We start from the raw sequence: 14,094 nt of genomic DNA on the forward strand, positions 1-14,094 counted from the left end.
CCCCCCTTGACCCCCGCGCCGCGCCCGTTCATCCCCCGCGCATGAGTGACGATGTCCGCGACAGCCTGATTCCCTATGATGAAATCGTGCAGGATGCGCTGCGCGCCGTGGTCGGCCGCGTGCTGAGCCAGCTCGAAGGGCATGACAGCCTGCCCGGCGAACATCATTTCTATATCACTTTCAAGACACAGGCGCCGGGGGTCGATATTCCCGCGCATCTGATCGCCAAATTCCCCGACGAGATGACGATCGTGCTCCAGAACCGCTTCTGGGATTTGACGGTCGAGGAAGATTTTTTCAGCGTCGGCCTGTCCTTCAACCAGACGCCCTCGACCCTGGTCATTCCCTATGCGGCGATCACCGCTTTCGTCGACCCCTCGGTCGATTTCGGGCTGCAGTTCCAGGTCAGCGACGACGAACTCGCCGAGCCCGAGCCGCACGACGAGGCCGACAATGATCGCCCCGATGTTTCGAGCGAGGACGGGTCCAACGTCGTGACGGTGGATTTCGGCAAGAAGCGCTGACGCGGTGGGCGGCCCCGACTGGCCCCCGAGCCGATTTTGGCAATTTTGGGCGCTCGCCGGGATGCTCGTCCTCACCGCCGCTTTCTGGTGGGGTGTCGAGGGCTATGCCTATTATGAAGGTGGCTATGCCGAGGGGCAGATCGCCGATGGGCTGCTGCGCTTCAGCCTGCTGATCCTGACCCCGGCGCTCGCGCTCGTCTGGCTCGCCGCCGCCTGGCTGCGCCGCCGGATCGGCGAAAGCGGATATTGGCAACTGCTCGGCCTGGTCGCGGCGATCTGGGCGGGCACGGTTCTGGTGACAAGGATGCTATTGGCATGACCACGCGCGTTGAAAGCGACAGCATCGGCGACATAGAGGTTCCGGCGGACGCCTATTGGGGCGCGCAGACCGAACGCAGCCGGCACAATTTCGCTTTCCCGCCACACGAGCGGATGCCGCTGCCGATCGTCCACGCGCTCGCGCGGATCAAGGCGGCGGCGGCCGAGGTGAACCGCGCCCACGGGCTCGACCCCGCGCTGGCGGACGCGATTGCCGAGGCGGCGGCCGACGTTACCGAGGGGCGGTACGACGACCAGTTTCCACTCGCCATCTGGCAGACCGGCAGCGGTACCCAGTCGAACATGAACGCCAATGAGGTGATCGCGGGAATCGCCAACGAGCGGCTGGCGGGCCGGCGCGGCGGCAAGGCGCCGGTGCATCCGAACGACCATGTCAACAAGGGCCAGTCGTCGAACGACAGCTTTCCGACCGCGCTCCACGTCGCGACGGCGGTCGAGACGACGGCGCGGCTGCTCCCCGCGCTCGCCGAGCTCACCGACGCGCTCGCCGCCAAGGCCGCGGCGTGGGACGACATCGTCAAGATCGGCCGCACCCATTTGCAGGACGCGACCCCGCTGACGCTCGGCCAGGAATTTTCGGGCTATGTCGCGCAGCTCGTCGCGTGCCGCGCGCGGATCGAGGGCGCGCTCGCGCATAATATCTGCAAGCTCGCACAAGGCGGCACTGCGGTCGGCACCGGGCTCAATGCTCCCGCAGGCTTCGACACCGCTATGGCCGCCGAGCTGTCGAAAAGCACCGGCATCGCCTTTGAACCCGCGCGCAACAAGTTCGAGGCGCTGGGCTCGAACGACGGGCTCGTCTTCTTTTCGGGGGCGCTCAATACGCTGGCGGTCGCGCTGACAAAGATCGCGAACGACATCCGCCTGCTCGGCTCGGGCCCACGCGCGGGACTGGGCGAGCTCGACCTGCCCGCGAACGAGCCCGGCAGCTCGATCATGCCGGGCAAGGTCAACCCGACCCAGTGCGAGATGCTGACGATGGTCGCGGCGCAGGTCATCGGCAATCATCAGGCGGTGACGATCGGCGGGTTGCAGGGGCATCTCGAGCTCAACGTCTTCAAGCCGCTGATCGGGGCGAACGTGCTGCGCTCGATCGATCTGCTCGCGATCGGCATGGCGGGGTTCACCGAGCATTGCGTCGTCGGGATCGCGCCCAATCGCGCGCGGATCGACGAATTGATGAACCGATCGCTGATGCTGGTGACCGCGCTCGCGCCCGAAATCGGCTATGACAAGGCGGCGAAGATCGCGAAGCACGCACATGAAACGGGATCGACGCTGCGCGAGGCGGCGCTGGACCTCGGCACTGTCGACGCCGCGACCTTCGACCGCGTCGTCGATCCGCGCACGATGCTGGGGCCGGACCGCTGAGCGGAACTCTTCGCAGAGTCCGGGGATTGATGGGGGGAGGAAGGAAGATGAAGATGATGGGACGGATCATCGGCGGCGTCATCGGCAGCGCCATCGGCCGCCAGAAGAACAATCACCCCGTCGCGGGCGCGGTGATCGGCGCGGGAACGCTGTTTGCGGCGCGGCGCCTGTTCCCGCAGCGCTACGCCGTGCTCGCCGCGACCGCCGCGGCCGCCTATCTCACCAAGAGATGGGCCGACCGCGCCGAGGCGCGCAAGGCGGCCGAGGACGCGCATCGCACCGACCCCGAGCTGGTGAAGGCGGGGGTGGTCGATCCCTATGCCGGCATCGCGCCCGACGGAACGCAGTTGGGTGACGCGCTGCCGCCCGCGCTTCCGGTCGAGAGCAACGGGCGCGGCGCGGCGATTCATTGAGTTCTCATCCCGGTCAAAAATCCGTGTTCCCCCGCGAAGGCGGGGGTCCATCACCGGTCGGCGCCATCTTGCACCAGCAGAAGATGGGTCCCCGCCTTCGCGGGGACACGATAGTGTTTAACCGCCCGCCTGCCACTCCTTCACTGCCTCCACTGGCGAGACCAGCATCAGGACGTTGAGCGTCAGATTGTCGCGGATCGCCCACAGGGTGAACAGCTCGAAGAAAAGCGCGATCCCGACGGTCGTCCACCAGCGCATCCGGTTCGCGGCGAGAAAGCCGAGCATCATGAAGAGGGCGTCGCTCACCGAATTGAGGACCGAATCGCCGCTATAACCATAGGCCATCGTCACTTCGCGATAGCGGTCGATAATGATCGGCGAATTCTCCAGGATTTCCCACCCGCCCTCGATCCCGATCGCGACGGCGAGCGCGGCCCACAGGGGCGCGCGCGGCATCAGCAGCCGCGACAGGCCGAAGAAGATGAAGCCGTGGATGACGTGACTGAAGCTGTACCAGTCCGCAATCTGCTGGCTGTTCTGGTTCGACTGGACGGTGCCGTGCCACAGGCTGACGGTGCCGCACGGGCAGATCGGCGGGCGGCCCATCAGGATCAATATCGCCGCGAGCAACACCAGCAACCCGGCCGCGACCAGCCACCCCTTTCGCGTCATCGCCGCCCCTTCCTGCTTGACCGCCGCGCCTCCCCGCGCGAATAGCGCGCATGACCGAAAGCGTCCACCTGAACCGCCGCGGCGTCCTCTTCGTGCTGTCCTCACCCTCGGGCGCCGGCAAGACCACCATCTCGCGCATGATGCTCGACGCCGACAGCGACATCGCGCTGTCGATCTCGGCGACGACGCGCCCGCCGCGTCCGGGCGAGGTCGACGGGGTCCATTATCATTTCGTCGATACCGAGCGCTTCAAGAAGATGGCCGCCGACGGCGAATTCCTCGAATGGGCGCATGTTTTCGGTCACCGCTACGGCACCCCGCGCGCGCCGGTCGAGGAATTGCTCGCGGCGGGCAAGGATGTGCTGTTCGACATCGACTGGCAGGGCGCGCAGCAGCTCTATCAGGAGGCCGGGCCCGACGTCGTGCGCGTTTTCGTGCTGCCGCCGACGATGGAGGAGCTTGAACGCCGCCTGCGCTCGCGCGGCACCGACAGCGACGCGGTGATCGCGGCGCGGATGGAGCGCGCCGCGAACGAAATCAGCCACTGGGACGGCTATGACTATGTGCTGATCAACGACGATGTCGACGGCTGTTTCGACGAGGTCCGCGCGATCCTGCGCGCCGAGCGGCTGAAACGCCGCCGCCAGATCGGCCTGATAGGCTTCGCGCGCGACCTGATCCGCGCGGTGCCCGATGCGGACAAGAAATTATAACGTCGATGTATTAGAGCCGCGTGTCCCCGCGAAGGCGGGGACCCATCTCCGGTCGGCTCCAACTGGCACCGGCAGGTGATGGACCCCCGCCTTCGCGGGGGAACACCGCATTTTAAGCCGCCCGCGCCAGCTTCGCTTCCAACTCCGCGACCATCTCGGCGCGTAGCGGCTTCGCCTCGCCGTCGGTGCGGCATACCACCACCGTATCGCAGGTCGCGATGCAGCGATCGTTCTGGAACATCGCCTGGACGATCGTCCAGCTCGAGGTGCCGAGGCGGCCGATGCCGGTCGCAATCCGTACCGGATCGGGGAAATTGCCTTCGGCCAGATAATTGATCTCGACCGCCGCAACCATCGTGCGTTCGTTCGCGGGGCGGTCGCCGAGCGGGCGCACCTCGCGGTTCAGGAGAACGCGGCCGCTCTCGAACAGCGCGGCGAAGGCCACATTGTTGAGGTGGCCGTTGATATCCATGTCCTGAAAGCGCGTCTGCAGTTCGATGCAGACGGGGTAGCTGGCGGCGTCGAGCCGCCAGCGTTCCGGTTTCGCCATATCAGCGCGGCGCCATGCGGATGCCGCCGTCGAGGCGCACGTCCTCGCCGTTGAAATAGCCGTTCTCGATCATGCACATGGCGAGATTGGCATATTCGACGGGGTTGCCGAGGCGCTTCGGATTGAGCACCGAGGCGCCGAGCGCATCGCGGACATTCTGCGGCGCGCCCGCGAGCAGCGGGGTGTCGAAGATGCCGGGCAGGATGGTGTTGACGCGGATATTCTCGTTGCCGAGGTCGCGCGCGATAGGAAGGGTCATGCCGACGACGCCGCCCTTCGACGCCGAATAGGCGGCCTGGCCGATCTGGCCGTCCTCGGCCGCGACGCTCGCGGTGTTGACGATCGCGCCGCGCTCGCCGTCCTCCATCGGGTCGAGCGTCAGCATCCCCGCCGCCGACTTGGCGATGCAGCGGAAAGTGCCGACGAGGTTGATCTGGATGATCCAGTTGAACGCATCGAGCGGGAAATGCTTGATGCTGCCGTCTTCCTTGCTGCGGCTCGCGGTCTTGATCGCGTTGCCGGTGCCCGCGCAGTTGACGAGGATGCGCTCCTGGCCGTGCGCTTCGCGCGCCTTGGCGAAGGCGGCGTCGACCGACGCGTCGTCGGTGACGTTGCATTCGCAGAAGACGCCGCCGAGTTCGGCGGCGATCGCCTTGCCCTTTTCTTCCTGCAGGTCGAAGATCGCGACCTTGACGCCCTTGGCGGCGAGCGCGCGCGCGGTGGCGGCGCCGAGGCCCGAGGCGCCCCCGGTGACGACGGCGGATACGGTGGAATCGAGTTTCATTTTTCTCTCCATTTAAGCCCTCCCCTTTAGGGGAGGGTTTGGGTGGGGCATGTCGGGGAACCAGGCCAACAGGCCCTCCCCCAACCCCTCCCGCAAGCGGGAGGGGGGATAGAGTTTACAGCCGCTCGACGATGGTGACGTTGGCCTGACCGCCGCCTTCGCACATCGTCTGCAGGCCGTATTTGCCACCGGTCGCGTCGAGCACGCCGAGCAGCGTCGCCATCAGCTTGGCGCCCGAAGCGCCGAGCGGGTGGCCGAGCGCGATCGCGCCGCCGTGAACGTTGAGCCGCGCCGGATCGGCGCCGAGATATTTGAGCCAGGCGAGCGGCACGGGCGCGAACGCTTCGTTGACTTCATAGGCGTCGATGTCGCCGATCTTCAGCCCCGCCTTCTTCAGCGCCCTTTCGGTCGCGAACAGCGGCTCCTCGAGCATGATGACGGGATCGCCCGCGGTCACCGACACATGATGGATACGCGCGCGCGGGGTCAAGCCATGGTCCTTGAGCGCCTGCTCCGACACGATCAGCGCCGCCGAGGCGCCGTCGCAGATCTGGCTGGAGGTCGCGGCGGTGATCGAGCCGCCTTCCTGGAGCAGCTTGACGCCCGCGATGCTGTCGAGCGTCGCGTCGAAGCGGATGCCCTCGTCGACCTTGTGCTGGTCCTTGCCCTCGGGGGTCTCGATCTCGACCGCGACGATCTCGCGGTCGAACTTGCCCGCCTCGGTCGCCGCCTTCGCGCGGCGGTGGCTTTCGAGCGCGAAGGCATCGAGATCGGCCTTGGTGAAGCCGTGCTTCTTGACGATCATCTCGGCGCCCGCGAACTGGCTGAACATGATGCCGGGATATTTCTCCTCGAGCCGCGGCGACTTATAATTGCCGAGCCCTTCCTTCATGAACAGGGTCGCGACGCTGCCCATCGGCACGCGGGTCATGCTTTCGATGCCGCTGGCGAGGACGATGTCCTGCGTGCCCGACAGCACCGCCTGCGCCGCGAACATGATCGCCTGCTGCGACGAACCGCACTGGCGGTCGATCGTCACCGCGGGGATCGAGTCGGGCAGCTTCGAGGCGAGCACGGCGTTGCGGCCGAGGTCCATCGTCTGCTGACCGCCCTGCGACACGCAGCCCGTGATGACGTCGTCGATCTTCGAGGTGTCGAAATCGTTGCGGTCGGCGATCGCGTCGAACACCGCGGCGCCGAGGTCGACGGGGTGAACGCCGGCCAGCCGGCCGCCGCGGCGGCCGCCGGCGGTGCGAACGGCGTCTACGATATATGCTGTAGCCATGGGGAGTTCCTTTCACCTTCTTCCCTCTCCCCTTGCGGGAGAGGGATGTGGAGACTTGGCGGCTTCGCCGCCTAGTCGGAGCCGGGAGAGGGGGAGCGGCAACACGCCACCGTCAAGCCCCCTCTCAAGACTTGCTAGGCGGCAAGCCGCCAAGCCAAGCCTATCTCTCCCGCAAGGGGAGAGAGATTTTTCGTCAGAGTTTCCGCCCGATCAGTTCCTTCATGATCTCGTTCGTACCGCCGAAGATGCGCGTCACGCGCGCCGCGCGCCAGGCACGGGCGATCGGATATTCGTTCATATAACCCGCGCCGCCAAAGAGCTGGAGGCACTTGTCCATCACTTCCCACTGAAGTTCGGTATGCCACAGCTTCGCCGCGGCGCCCTCCTCCGGCGTCAATTCCTTTTTGAGGTGCCGCGACAGCGCCCAGTCGAGGTGTGCCCAGCCGACCTGCAATTTCGCCTTCAGATCGGCGAGCACGAAGCGGCTGTTCTGGAAATCGAGGATCGGCTTGCCGAACGCCTTGCGGTCGCGGGTATATTCGACGGTGTCGTCGAAAGCACGCTGCGCCGACGCCTGCGCCGACACCGCGATCGACAGGCGCTCCTGCGGCAGCTCGCTCATCAGATAGATGAAGCCCTGCCCCTCTTCGCCGAGGCAGTTGGTGATCGGCACGCGGACATCGTTGAAGAAAAGCTCCGACGTGTCGGCCTCGTCCTGCCCGATCTTGTCGAGGTTGCGGCCACGCTGGAAGCCTTCGCGGTCGGCCTCGACGAGCACGATCGACACGCCCTTCCACGCCGGCTGCACCTCGGTATCGGTCTTGACGCAGACGAGGATCAGGTCGGCGTTCTGGCCGTTGGTGATATAGGTCTTCGAGCCGTTGATGACGTAGTGATTGCCGTCCTTCTTCGCGGTCGTGCGCATCCCCTGAAGGTCGGAGCCGGTGCCCGGCTCGGTCATCGCGATCGCGGTGATGACCTCGCCCGCGACCATCTTGGGCAGCCAGTGCTTCTTCTGCTCCTCGCTGCCGTAGCGCGTGATATAGTTGGTGACGATGTCCGACTGGAGCGAAAAGCCCGTGGTCACGCGGCCATAATAAGCGCTCTCCTCGTCGACGATCGCATTATAGCCGAAGTCGAGGCCGAGGCCGCCATATTCCTCGGGCACCGTCGGGCAGAGGAGGCCGAGCTCGCCGGCCTTGGGCCAGATGCTCTTCGGCACGATGCCGTCCTCGGCCCATTGCGCCTGATGAGGGGCGACTTCCTTTTCGAGGAACTGGCGCACCGTGGCGCGAAACGCTTCATGATCGTCGGTGTAGGCCGAGCGCGAGAGATTATCGAGCGACATCATCTTCCTTTCGTGACGGCGGCCGGACGCAGTCGGGGAGCCGGACGCGCGAGCGGACGCGCGAGCGGACGCGCGAGCGGACGCGCGAGCGGACGCGCGAGCGGACGCGCCTCGCGGCACGACCTTCATCCGACACTGGACCTTACGTTTACGTCCACGTCAAGTGGAAAGACGTTACGGCAGGAAGTTCCCTGCCCCTTTCATCACCCCCCCCCGGGCGCGCGCGGACCGACGATGCCGCATGGTTGACCTTGCGCCATCAGCCGTCCTCCCGAATCCCCTTGCATATGCGAATGTGTCGCACTAGCGGCACCTCTGAAAGAGGAGTTGAGAATGAATCGCAAATGGATCGTCGCGGCGCTGCTTTCGAGCGCATTTTCCGCCCCCGCCTTCGCGCAGGACGCCGCGCCCGCCGATGAGGCGGCGCGCGATGACAGCATCGTCGTCACCGCCGCGCGCACGATCCTGCCGCCGAACGCGCTGCCGCTGACGATCGACCTGATCGGCAAGGACACGCTCGACCAGCAACTCGCGATTTCGGGATCGGTGACCGATGCGGTGTCGAACCTTACCCCCAGCTTTTCGCCGACACGGCAGAAATTGTCGGGTTCAGGCGAATCGCTGCGCGGGCGCTCGCCGCTCTACGCGATCAACGGCATTCCGCAATCGACCCCGATGCGCGACGGCAGCCGCGACGGCTTCACCATCGACGGCTTTTTCGTCGACCGCGTCGAGCTGATCTATGGCTCGAACGCCCTGCAGGGGATCGGCGGCACCGGCGGCATCGTCAATCAGGTCACCGTCGGCGCGCCAAAGGAAGAGGGGCTCGGCGGTCGTTTCCTGCTGCAGGGCACCGCGGACGACGGCTTTTCGGGCGATGGCCTCGGCGGCAAGGTCGCGGGGCTCGTCCAGTATAAGGCCGGCCGCTTCGACGCGACCTTCGGCGCGGCGTGGGAAAAGCGCGGCGCCTTCTACGACGGCGAAGGGCGCCGCGTCGGGCTCAACCTGACGCAGGGCGAGACGCAGGATTCGCGAACGCTGTCGCTCTTCGCGCGCCTCGGCTATGAAGTGTCGCCGACCGCGCGGCTCGACCTGATCGCCAGCCGCTACGAGCTCAAGGGCGACGGCGATTATGTCGCGGTCGCGGGCAACCGCGCGCTCGGCATCCCGACGAGCGCGGTGCGCGGCGATCCGCCGGGCGAACCGGCGCGGAACCGCACCGAAAGCGTCGCGCTGTCGCTGACCGACACCGACCTTGGCGGCGGCAATTTCGTCAGCCAGATCTTCTTCAACCGCAGCCGCGACACCTTCGGCGGCGAGATCGACCCGATCGCGACCTTCCAGGACCCGGCGATCGCGCCGCAAGGCACCTTGTTCGACCAGTCGCAGAATCGCAGCCGCAAGCTCGGCGCCAAATTCAGCTATGAGCGCGCGGTCCCCGGCTTCGAGGCGCTGACCGTCACCCTCGGCTTCGACGCGCTCGTCGACAAGACTGAGCAGGCGTTGATCGCAACCGATCGCGTCTGGGTGCCGCCGAGCGATTTCCGCAGCCTCGCCCCCTTCGGACAGGCAAACCTCAAGCTGTTCGATGGGCTCGTCCGCCTCGCGGGCGGGGTGCGCTGGGAAAATGTGAAGATCAAAATCGCCGATTATCACACCCTCGCCTCGACCACCTATGTCGCCTGCACCGCGACCGTCACCACCAATTGCGGCCTTTCGACCTATGGCGGCGTCGACGTCGCAGGCGGCAAGCCCAAGTTCGACGACCTCCTGATCAACGGCGGCGTCATCATCGAGCCGTGGCAGGGCATCCGCGCCTATGCGAGCTATGCCGAGGGCTTCACCGTCCCCGACATCGGCCGCATCACCCGCGCGGTGAAGACCGCCGGGATCGATATCGACAATTATCTCGACATCTCGCCGATCGTCTCGAACAACCGCGAGATCGGCGTCGAGCTGAAGCGCGGCCCACTCGACGCGAGCGCGACCTATTTCTGGTCGTCGAGCGACAAGGGCCAGCTCCTCATCGCCCGCCCCGACCGCATCTTCGACGTCCAGCGCCAGCGCGTCGAGATTCAGGGCCTCGAGCTCAACCTGCGGGTGGCGCTGCCGGTCGACGGCCTCAGGGTCGGCGTCGGCTACGCCCACCTCAAGGGCCGCTACGACAGTGACAGCGTCAATCCCGACGGGATCGTCGACACCGACCTCGACGGCAGCAACATCTCGCCCGACCGCCTGAACCTCAACGCGAGCTACAACAAGGGGCCCGTCTCGGCGCTCGTGCAGACGCAATTCTTCCTGAAGCGGGACTTCCACGGCAAGGCGAACCCCAGCCCGCTCAATAATTTCGGCGGCTATGCGATCACCGACGCGAGCCTGCGTTATCAGACCGGCTTCGGCGGGCTCAGCCTGTCGGTGCAGAATCTGTTCGACAAATTCTATATCGACTATTCGAGCGATACGCGCGAAGCGACCGACGCACCGGTCGCGGCCTATTTCGCGGGCCGCGGGCGGACCTTCACGCTGGGGTGGGATTACCGGTTCTGATGATGCAGTTGCTCGACACGCTCCACCGCTGGACCGGCGGCCTGATCGGCCTCGTGCTCGCGCTCATGGGCCTGTCGGGCACGATCCTGCTTCACGAGACGAGCTGGATCGCCCTGCCGCACAGCAACGACGCGCTGCGCGGCGACCTGCCGACCGTTGTCGCCGCGACCGAGCGACTGATGGCGATGCCGGGCGCGCAGGGCATCATTTTCGCCGACGAGCGCTTCGGGCTCCACCAGCTCCGCTTGGGCAAGGAAGCGGGCGCCTATGCCAGCCAGTCGGGCGAGATCGTCACCCGCTGGGCGAGCCAATGGGAGCGGCCCGAGCTCTGGATTTTCGACTTCCACCATCATCTCTTCGCGGGCGACAGCGGCGAATGGGTGATCGGCATCGCGGGGCTGTGCGGGATCTTCTTCGTGATCAGCGGCGCGATCCTGTGGTGGCGGACGCGGAAGACCTTCCGGTTCCGGCTGTGGCCCAAACGGATGAGCCGCCCGGCGATCGTCATGCATCACCGCGATCTTGGTATCGTCGTTGCGCCGCTGCTGCTGCTGTCGGTGGTCACCGGGACGATGATGATCTTTCAGCCCTTCGCGATGGCGATGATCGCCCCCTTCGGCTCGCCCGCAGAGGCCGCCAGGGCGATGAAGCCGCCGAAATACGAGAGCGGGCCGCTTGCAACGCAGCCCGATTATGCCGCGATGCTGACCGAGGCGCGCCGCCGCTTCCCCGATGCCGAATTCCGTATCCTCAGCCTGCCGCGCAAGGCCGGCGATCCGATCATGCTGAGGATGCGCCAGCAGGCCGAGTGGCTGCCCAACGGCCGCTCGACCTTGTGGTTCGATGCCGCAACCGGCAAATTGCTCGGCGCGCGCGACGCGCTCGCGATGCCGAGCGGCGCGCAGGCGTTCAACAAGGCCTTCCCGATCCACGCCGCCAAGGTCGGCGGCCTGCCGTGGCGCCTGGTGATGACGATTTCGGGCCTGTCGCTGACGATGCTCGGCAGCTTGGCGGTGTGGACCTTCTGGTTCCGCCGCCCGAAGCCCGCGAAGCGGGTGATGAAGACAGCGGCGCTGGCGGCTTCCTGATATTCGCGCAAAGACGCGGAATTAGGGGAGTTTTTGGTTCACGCGGAGACGCGGAGAACATCGCTCGGGCCGGCAGGCACCTTCGTTCCTGCTGCATGGCGTTCATTGCCACGTTGCGGGAATAAGCCGCTTCGCGGCCAACACTGTCTCTCCGCGCCTCCGCGTCTCCGCGTGAACCCCATCCTTCCTCTCTGCACCTTTGCGCGCATTCTCCCTTGCTCGCTTTCCTATTTCCTGCGGCGCCCTATATCCTCCCCAGCCCATGACCCGCGCCCGCGTCCTCCTTTTGACCGCTGCTCTCGGCCCGCTCGACTATCGCGTGCCCTATAGCACCGACGCGCCGCTCGGCAGCGTCGTTGTCGCGCCGCTGGGGCCGCGGCGGATGGGCGGCGTCGTGTGGGAGGATGAAAGCTTCGGCGCCCCCGAAGCGGTCGGCGACAATCGCCTGCGTAACCTGTTCGAGGTCGTGCCGGTGCCCCCCGTCCCCGCGCCGCTCCGCCGTCTCGTCGAATGGACGAGCAACTATTATCTGGCGCCCCCCGGCGCGGTGCTGCGGATGGTGCTGCCCGGCGCCGCCTTCGCCGACGCGCGCCGCCCGATCGTCGAATATCGCGCCACCGGCGAAGTCCCCAAGCGCATGACTCCGCAGCGCACCGTTGCGCTCGAAAAGATCGGCGACCGGCAGGGCATCGTCCGCGAACTCGCGGGACTCGCCGAAGTCAGCGAAGCGGTGATCCGCGGCCTCGTCCAGACGGGCGCGCTCGAGGCGGTGAGCGTCTCGGCCGACCAGCCCTATCCGCAGCCCGATCCCGCCTTTGCCCCGCCCGACCTGTCCGCCGAACAATCCGCCGCCGCCGGCCTTCTTCGCGATGCGGTCGACGCCGCGACGTTCGAGACGCTGCTGCTCGACGGCGTCACCGGATCGGGCAAGACCGAAGTCTATATGGAAGCGATCGCCGCTGCGATCGATGCGGGCAAGCAGGCGCTCGTCCTGCTCCCCGAGATCGCGCTGACCGAGCCGATGCTGACGCGCTTCGCCGCGCGCTTCGGCTGCGAGCCCGTGGCGTGGCATTCGGGCCTCCGCTCGACCGAACGCCGCCGCGCGTGGCACAGCATCGCGGCCGGCGAGGCGAAGATCGTCGTTGGCGCGCGCTCGGCCCTCTTCCTGCCTTACGGGAATCTCGGCGTCATCGTCGTCGACGAGGCGCATGAGACGAGCTTCAAGCAAGAGGACGGCGTCCATTATCACGCGCGCGACGTCGCGGTGATGCGCGGGCATTTCGAGGGATTGCCGGTGATCCTCGCGAGCGCGACCCCCGCGCTCGAAAGCCTCGCGCAGGTTGAGGCCGGGCGCTATCGCCACATCGTCCTCCCCGCACGCTACGGCGGCGCGACGCTGCCCGACCTCGCCGCGATCGATATGCGGAGCGATCCGCCCGATCGCGGCCGCTGGCTCGCGCCGCCGCTCGTCGACGCCCTCGCCGACCGGCTGCACAAGGGCGAGCAGAGCCTGCTCTTTCTGAACCGCCGCGGCTTCGCGCCGCTGACCCTCTGCCGCACCTGCGGGCACCGCATCCAATGCCCGAACTGCACCGCGTGGATGGTCGAGCATCGGCTCGTCCACCGTCTCGCCTGCCACCATTGCGGCCATGTCATGCCGCCGCCGCGGCTCTGCCCCGAGTGCGAGGACGAGGACAGCCTCGTCGCCTGCGGCCCCGGCGTCGAGCGCGTCGCCGACGAGGTCGCGCTGCGCTTCCCCGAGGCGCGCACCGCGATCGTCACCAGCGACACCCTCTGGTCGCCCGCCAAGGCCGCCGAGTTCGTCGAGGCGGTCGAGGGCGGGCTGGTCGACATCATCATCGGCACGCAGCTCGTCACCAAGGGCTATCATTTCCCCAACCTGACTCTCGTCGGCGTCGTCGATGCCGATCTCGGCCTCGACGGCGGCGACCTGCGCGCGTCCGAGCGCACCTTCCAGCAGATCGCGCAGGTCGCGGGCCGCGCCGGGCGCGGGGTCAAGCCCGGCGAAGTGCTGATCCAGACGCGCGTTCCGGACGCCCCCGTCATGACGGCGCTGGTCGCGAACGACCGCGAAGGCTTCTACGCCGCCGAGGCCGCCGCGCGGCGCCACGCGGGGGCGCCGCCCTATGGCCGCTTCGCCGCGCTCGTCATCTCGTCCGAGGATATCGAGGTCGCGCGCGGGGTGGCGCAGCGGCTGGGGCAAAAGGCGCCGGCCGCCGACGGCCTAGCCATCTACGGCCCCGCCCCCGCGCCGCTGGCGATGCTGCGCGGCCGCCACCGCTTCCGCCTCCTCCTCCACGCCCCGCGCAGCTTCGACCTGCAAGGCACGATCCGCGACTGGGTGAACCGCATCGACTGGCCTGCGAAGGCGCGCCTCGCGATCGACATCGACCCCTATAGTTTCGTATAAAGCTCCGGGAACTTTACAGCGGCAGGCCG

The 14,094-nt window shown here is 66.9% G+C and carries 13 protein-coding genes; 8 read left to right on the plus strand and 5 right to left on the minus strand.

Annotated elements, in window-relative coordinates:
• Positions 1–41: 41 nt before the first annotated feature.
• The 4 genes from ACVENA_RS17005 (at position 42) to ACVENA_RS17020 (ending at position 2,647) form a co-directional block, all read left to right on the plus strand.
• On the plus strand, positions 42–524 hold the full coding sequence (locus ACVENA_RS17005; protein WP_449326334.1) for an SspB family protein: 483 nt from the start codon (positions 42–44) through the stop codon (positions 522–524).
• A 61-nt stretch (positions 525–585) separates the two neighbouring features.
• Positions 586–843 (plus strand): hypothetical protein, encoded by a 258-nt coding sequence (locus ACVENA_RS17010; RefSeq protein ID WP_449326335.1) that lies wholly within the window; start codon positions 586–588, stop codon positions 841–843.
• Complete coding sequence (fumC, locus tag ACVENA_RS17015) at positions 840–2,234, plus strand: class II fumarate hydratase (protein WP_449326336.1); 1,395 nt, start codon at positions 840–842, stop codon at positions 2,232–2,234. Before ACVENA_RS17010 ends, fumC begins: the two co-directional genes overlap by 4 nt.
• 53 nt (positions 2,235–2,287) lie before the next feature.
• The gene (locus tag ACVENA_RS17020) at positions 2,288–2,647 is read left to right on the plus strand and encodes a hypothetical protein (protein WP_449326337.1); all 360 of its coding nucleotides are present in this window, start codon (positions 2,288–2,290) and stop codon (positions 2,645–2,647) included.
• Between the two features lie 117 nt (positions 2,648–2,764).
• Here ACVENA_RS17020 and ACVENA_RS17025 read toward each other — a convergent pair whose 3' ends face one another.
• Complete coding sequence (locus ACVENA_RS17025) at positions 2,765–3,319, minus strand: DUF2585 domain-containing protein (RefSeq protein ID WP_449326338.1); 555 nt, start codon at positions 3,317–3,319, stop codon at positions 2,765–2,767.
• Between the two features lie 50 nt (positions 3,320–3,369).
• Here ACVENA_RS17025 and gmk point away from each other — a divergent pair, with 50 nt between their 5' ends.
• Entirely contained in the window at positions 3,370–4,032 is a 663-nt protein-coding gene (gene gmk / locus ACVENA_RS17030; RefSeq protein WP_449326339.1) for a guanylate kinase, read from the plus strand.
• A gap of 112 nt (positions 4,033–4,144) precedes the next feature.
• Here the strand turns inward: gmk and ACVENA_RS17035 are convergent, their stop codons facing one another.
• From ACVENA_RS17035 to ACVENA_RS17050, 4 genes are all read right to left on the minus strand, one after another.
• Positions 4,145–4,582 carry an acyl-CoA thioesterase gene (locus ACVENA_RS17035; protein ID WP_257545322.1) on the minus strand — a complete coding sequence of 146 codons (438 nt, stop codon included), beginning with the start codon at positions 4,580–4,582 and terminating at the stop codon, positions 4,145–4,147.
• A 1-nt stretch (position 4,583) separates the two neighbouring features.
• Positions 4,584–5,366, minus strand: a complete 783-nt coding sequence (locus ACVENA_RS17040) for an SDR family NAD(P)-dependent oxidoreductase (protein WP_257545325.1) — start codon at positions 5,364–5,366, stop codon at positions 4,584–4,586.
• A gap of 115 nt (positions 5,367–5,481) precedes the next feature.
• A complete protein-coding gene (locus tag ACVENA_RS17045) occupies positions 5,482–6,651 on the minus strand; it encodes an acetyl-CoA C-acetyltransferase (RefSeq protein WP_257545327.1) in 1,170 nt (389 codons plus the stop codon).
• A 193-nt stretch (positions 6,652–6,844) separates the two neighbouring features.
• Complete coding sequence (locus ACVENA_RS17050) at positions 6,845–7,999, minus strand: acyl-CoA dehydrogenase family protein (protein WP_329628841.1); 1,155 nt, start codon at positions 7,997–7,999, stop codon at positions 6,845–6,847.
• A 333-nt stretch (positions 8,000–8,332) separates the two neighbouring features.
• Between ACVENA_RS17050 and ACVENA_RS17055 the strand changes: the two genes are divergently transcribed.
• The 3 genes from ACVENA_RS17055 to ACVENA_RS17065 all read left to right on the plus strand — a co-directional run bounded on the left by ACVENA_RS17055 (position 8,333) and on the right by ACVENA_RS17065 (position 14,065).
• Positions 8,333–10,546, plus strand: coding sequence for a TonB-dependent receptor (locus ACVENA_RS17055; RefSeq protein ID WP_449326340.1), 2,214 nt, complete (start codon positions 8,333–8,335; stop codon positions 10,544–10,546).
• Positions 10,547–10,548: 2 nt separating this feature from the next.
• Positions 10,549–11,634, plus strand: coding sequence for a PepSY-associated TM helix domain-containing protein (locus ACVENA_RS17060; RefSeq protein ID WP_257551497.1), 1,086 nt, complete (start codon positions 10,549–10,551; stop codon positions 11,632–11,634).
• A gap of 262 nt (positions 11,635–11,896) precedes the next feature.
• Positions 11,897–14,065 carry a primosomal protein N' gene (locus ACVENA_RS17065; RefSeq protein ID WP_449326341.1) on the plus strand — a complete coding sequence of 723 codons (2,169 nt, stop codon included), beginning with the start codon at positions 11,897–11,899 and terminating at the stop codon, positions 14,063–14,065.
• The last annotated feature ends 29 nt before the right edge of the window (positions 14,066–14,094 follow it).

This window comes from Sphingopyxis sp. 550A, from assembly GCF_053569535.1.

What these genes read in the sequence shown, in the direction of transcription:
- ACVENA_RS17005 (WP_449326334.1), top strand. Translation starts at nt 42, where the DNA reads ATGAGTGACGATGTCCGCGACAGCCTGATTCCCTATGATGAAATCGTG.
- ACVENA_RS17010 (WP_449326335.1), top strand. Translation starts at nt 586, where the DNA reads ATGCTCGTCCTCACCGCCGCTTTCTGGTGGGGTGTCGAGGGCTATGCC.
- fumC (WP_449326336.1), top strand. Translation starts at nt 840, where the DNA reads ATGACCACGCGCGTTGAAAGCGACAGCATCGGCGACATAGAGGTTCCG.
- ACVENA_RS17020 (WP_449326337.1), top strand. Translation starts at nt 2,288, where the DNA reads ATGATGGGACGGATCATCGGCGGCGTCATCGGCAGCGCCATCGGCCGC.
- ACVENA_RS17025 (WP_449326338.1), bottom strand. Translation starts at nt 3,319, where the DNA reads ATGACGCGAAAGGGGTGGCTGGTCGCGGCCGGGTTGCTGGTGTTGCTC.
- gmk (WP_449326339.1), top strand. Translation starts at nt 3,370, where the DNA reads ATGACCGAAAGCGTCCACCTGAACCGCCGCGGCGTCCTCTTCGTGCTG.
- ACVENA_RS17035 (WP_257545322.1), bottom strand. Translation starts at nt 4,582, where the DNA reads ATGGCGAAACCGGAACGCTGGCGGCTCGACGCCGCCAGCTACCCCGTC.
- ACVENA_RS17040 (WP_257545325.1), bottom strand. Translation starts at nt 5,366, where the DNA reads ATGAAACTCGATTCCACCGTATCCGCCGTCGTCACCGGGGGCGCCTCG.
- ACVENA_RS17045 (WP_257545327.1), bottom strand. Translation starts at nt 6,651, where the DNA reads ATGGCTACAGCATATATCGTAGACGCCGTTCGCACCGCCGGCGGCCGC.
- ACVENA_RS17050 (WP_329628841.1), bottom strand. Translation starts at nt 7,999, where the DNA reads ATGTCGCTCGATAATCTCTCGCGCTCGGCCTACACCGACGATCATGAA.
- ACVENA_RS17055 (WP_449326340.1), top strand. Translation starts at nt 8,333, where the DNA reads ATGAATCGCAAATGGATCGTCGCGGCGCTGCTTTCGAGCGCATTTTCC.
- ACVENA_RS17060 (WP_257551497.1), top strand. Translation starts at nt 10,549, where the DNA reads ATGCAGTTGCTCGACACGCTCCACCGCTGGACCGGCGGCCTGATCGGC.
- ACVENA_RS17065 (WP_449326341.1), top strand. Translation starts at nt 11,897, where the DNA reads ATGACCCGCGCCCGCGTCCTCCTTTTGACCGCTGCTCTCGGCCCGCTC.